3 protein-coding genes are annotated in these 3,061 nt (G+C 35.4%); all 3 read left to right on the top strand.

Translation table 11 applies throughout. The annotated features are described in order from the left end of the window. Positions 1-1,028: POT-type proton-dependent oligopeptide transporter (locus AB4Y90_RS16950; RefSeq protein ID WP_441558744.1), on the top strand; the 1,028-nt coding region annotated here is incomplete at its 5' end. A gap of 132 nt (positions 1,029-1,160) precedes the next feature. Further along, positions 1,161-2,669: a peptide MFS transporter gene (locus tag AB4Y90_RS16955; RefSeq protein ID WP_441558745.1), complete on the top strand. Its 1,509-nt coding sequence runs from the start codon at positions 1,161-1,163 to the stop codon at positions 2,667-2,669. A gap of 65 nt (positions 2,670-2,734) precedes the next feature. Beyond that, on the top strand, positions 2,735-3,061 hold a 327-nt coding region (locus tag AB4Y90_RS16960), incomplete at its 3' end, for a DUF1016 N-terminal domain-containing protein (protein WP_441558746.1).

A 3,061-nucleotide genomic window follows, 5' to 3' on the forward strand; every position in this document is an offset into this window, starting at 1 on the left:
CCAAAATTTCTGATGTTTTAGTAAAGGTATTTTTACCTGCTGTGATTTTTGGATTGATCGGTTGGTTTATTCCAAACAATATTTTCGGAAGCGACAGCACAGATGCATTTATTTTTGCATGTATTCCGGTAATTTATTTCTACGTCATGCTTTATGTAAAAGCAAATTCAGAAGACAAGAAACCAATCGGAGCATTATTAGCAATTTTTGCGGTAAGCTTAATGTTTTGGGCTGTTTTCAAACAAAACGGAACCGCTTTGACGCGTTGGGCAAATTATTATACCGAAAGAACCGTTCCTTCCGCTATAGAAAAGCCTTTAGAAGAAATTTTCTTAGTTGATAAAAAAGATTATCTGGATAAAGAAGTTTCGGTTTATGACGATCAGTATCAAACAGTAAAAGATGCTTCCGGAAAACCTCAAAAAGAGCAAGGAAAAGATATTTACTTCAGAAATGTTTCTGACGCAGACAAAGCGAAATTAGAAGCAAATCCTTCACAAACAGTTAATCTTTATAACACAGAATTATTCCAGTCGATTAATCCGGGTTGGGTAATTTTACTAACTCCTGTTGTCGTTGCATTTTTCATGATGCTTCGCAGAAAAGGAAAAGAGCCAAGTACACCTTCAAAAATCGTTTTGGGATTATTTATTTCGGCTTTATCGTGTTTAGTAATGGTCGGAGCAGTTTATGCCGGGCAAAACGGTTGGGTAAAAGTCTCGGCTTTATGGCTGGTTGCAGCTTATGGAGTCATTACTGTTGGGGAACTTTGTCTTTCGCCAATGGGATTGTCTTTGGTTTCAAAACTTTCTCCTCCAAGAATTACAGCATTGATGATGGGCGGATTTTTCCTTTCAACGTCAATCGGGAACAAACTTTCCGGAGTTTTAGCAAGTTTCTGGTATGATTACGACAACAAAGCCAATTTCTTTATTGTCAATTTCGGATTATTGCTTTTGGCAACTTTACTTGGACTTTCAATCCTGAAAAGACTCAATAAAATTATGAAAGAAAAGGGTGTAAATTAACCTTTTGAAATTTAATATTAACAGCCGTAGATAATTCTGCGGCTTTTTTATTTTAAAAATAGAATTAAAAACTTGCCAAAAACCTAAAAAAAACTATATTTGTGGGTCTTAACAGAAATTTAACAATTACATATGGATACAGCAAAAACAGCAAAAGGTCACCCTAAAGGACTCTATCTTTTGTTTATGACTGAAATGTGGGAACGTTTCTCATATTATGGAATGAGAGCCATTTTCGTTCTATACATGACTAAAATGCTTTTGATGGGAGATGCAGAAGCTTCCGAAATCTATGGAAGTTATACTGGTCTCGTTTATTTAACTCCATTATTGGGAGGATATTTGGCTGACCGCTATTTAGGTAACAGAAGAAGTATAGAAATCGGAGGTATTTTAATGGCGATTGGGCAGTTCATTCTGTTTTTCAGTGCTTCTACAACCGGAGCAAGTGCTGTAACCTTGATGTGGATGGGTTTAACAATGCTGATTATTGGAAATGGTTTCTTTAAACCAAATATTTCGACAATGGTTGGGCAACTTTATCCTCAAGGAGACCGTCGTGTAGATTCTGCGTTTACGATTTTCTATATGGGTATCAATCTGGGAGCATTTATGTCACCGCTTATTTGTGGTACTTTAGCCGAAAAAGTTGATTTCAAATGGGGATTTTTGGCAGCAGGAATCGGGATGCTGATCGGTCTTGTAACTTTTATTATCTCTAAAAATAAAGTTCTTGTAGATGCCGACAATAAACCAATCGGAATGCCAAACAACAAATTTGGGATTGCTCAATGGGGAATGGTGATCGGATCTATTGGCTTGATTTTCTTTTTGATGAACTTCAAAACAATGTTTAATAGCGATCTAGACGTAATAGGATATTTAATTTACGGAGCAATGATTGTTATGCCACTTATTGTTTTAACTGATAAAAGCCTCACAAAAGACGAAAAAGACAGAATTATTGTAATTTTCATCTTGGCATTCTTCGTAATTTTCTTCTGGGGAGCATTTGAGCAAGCTGGTGCATCATTAACGATTTTCGCAGACAGACAAACAGACCGTAATCTTTTCGGATGGGAAATGCCTGCAAGTTATTTCCAGTCGGTAAATGCATTGGCAATTTTACTTCTTGCACCATTATTCTCTTCTATTTGGCTGAGATTAGGTAACAGAGGTAAAGAGCCTTCATCACCTAAAAAAATGGCTTATGGTTTAGCTTTAATTTCATTTGGTTATTTAGTAATTGCTTATGCAGTGTATGGATTAGGAATGATGGATAAAGTTTCTATGTTCTGGCTAATCGGGCTTTATGTAATTCATACAATGGGAGAACTTTGTTTGTCACCAATTGGGCTTTCTATGGTATCTAAACTGTCGCCTGCAAGATTCTCATCTTTGTTAATGGGAACATGGTTTCTTGCAAATGCTGCTGCAAATAAATTTGCAGGAACATTATCAGCATTGATTCCTGGAGGTGGAGAAAGCGGAGAAGCTCCAAAAACAACATCTTTTATGGGATTCCAGATCAATGATTTATTCGATTTCTTTATCGTTTTTGTAATCATGTGTGGTGTTGCTGCTTTAATACTTTTCGTAATCAGCAAATGGCTTGAAAAGAAAATGCACGGTATCAAATAAATGATAATTTTCAAATTAATATCTAAACCTCTGATTTTTTCAGAGGTTTTTTTTACATTCGTAAGATGGAAGTTTCTGAAGATTCTTTGTTTCAATCCATAAAGGAAATTATTAATCAATCGCGCGAAAAAGTTTTTCGTATTGCGAATTCTACTCTATTATTAACTTACTGGCAAATCGGACAATTAATTGTTGAAGACGAACAAAAAGGAAAAGAAAGGGCACAATACGGAAAATATACTTTAAAAAATCTTTCAAAAAAACTTACTTTAGAATTTGGGAAGGGTTTTGATGAAAGCAATTTAAGAAATATGCGCTCCTTCTACAATATATTTCCAATTCGTGACGCAGTGCGTCACGAATTAAGCTGGACTCATTACAGACTACTCTTA

Origin of the sequence: Chryseobacterium sp. 2TAF14, assembly GCF_052115105.1 — a bacterium.
Lineage (GTDB): Bacteria > Bacteroidota > Bacteroidia > Flavobacteriales > Weeksellaceae > Chryseobacterium.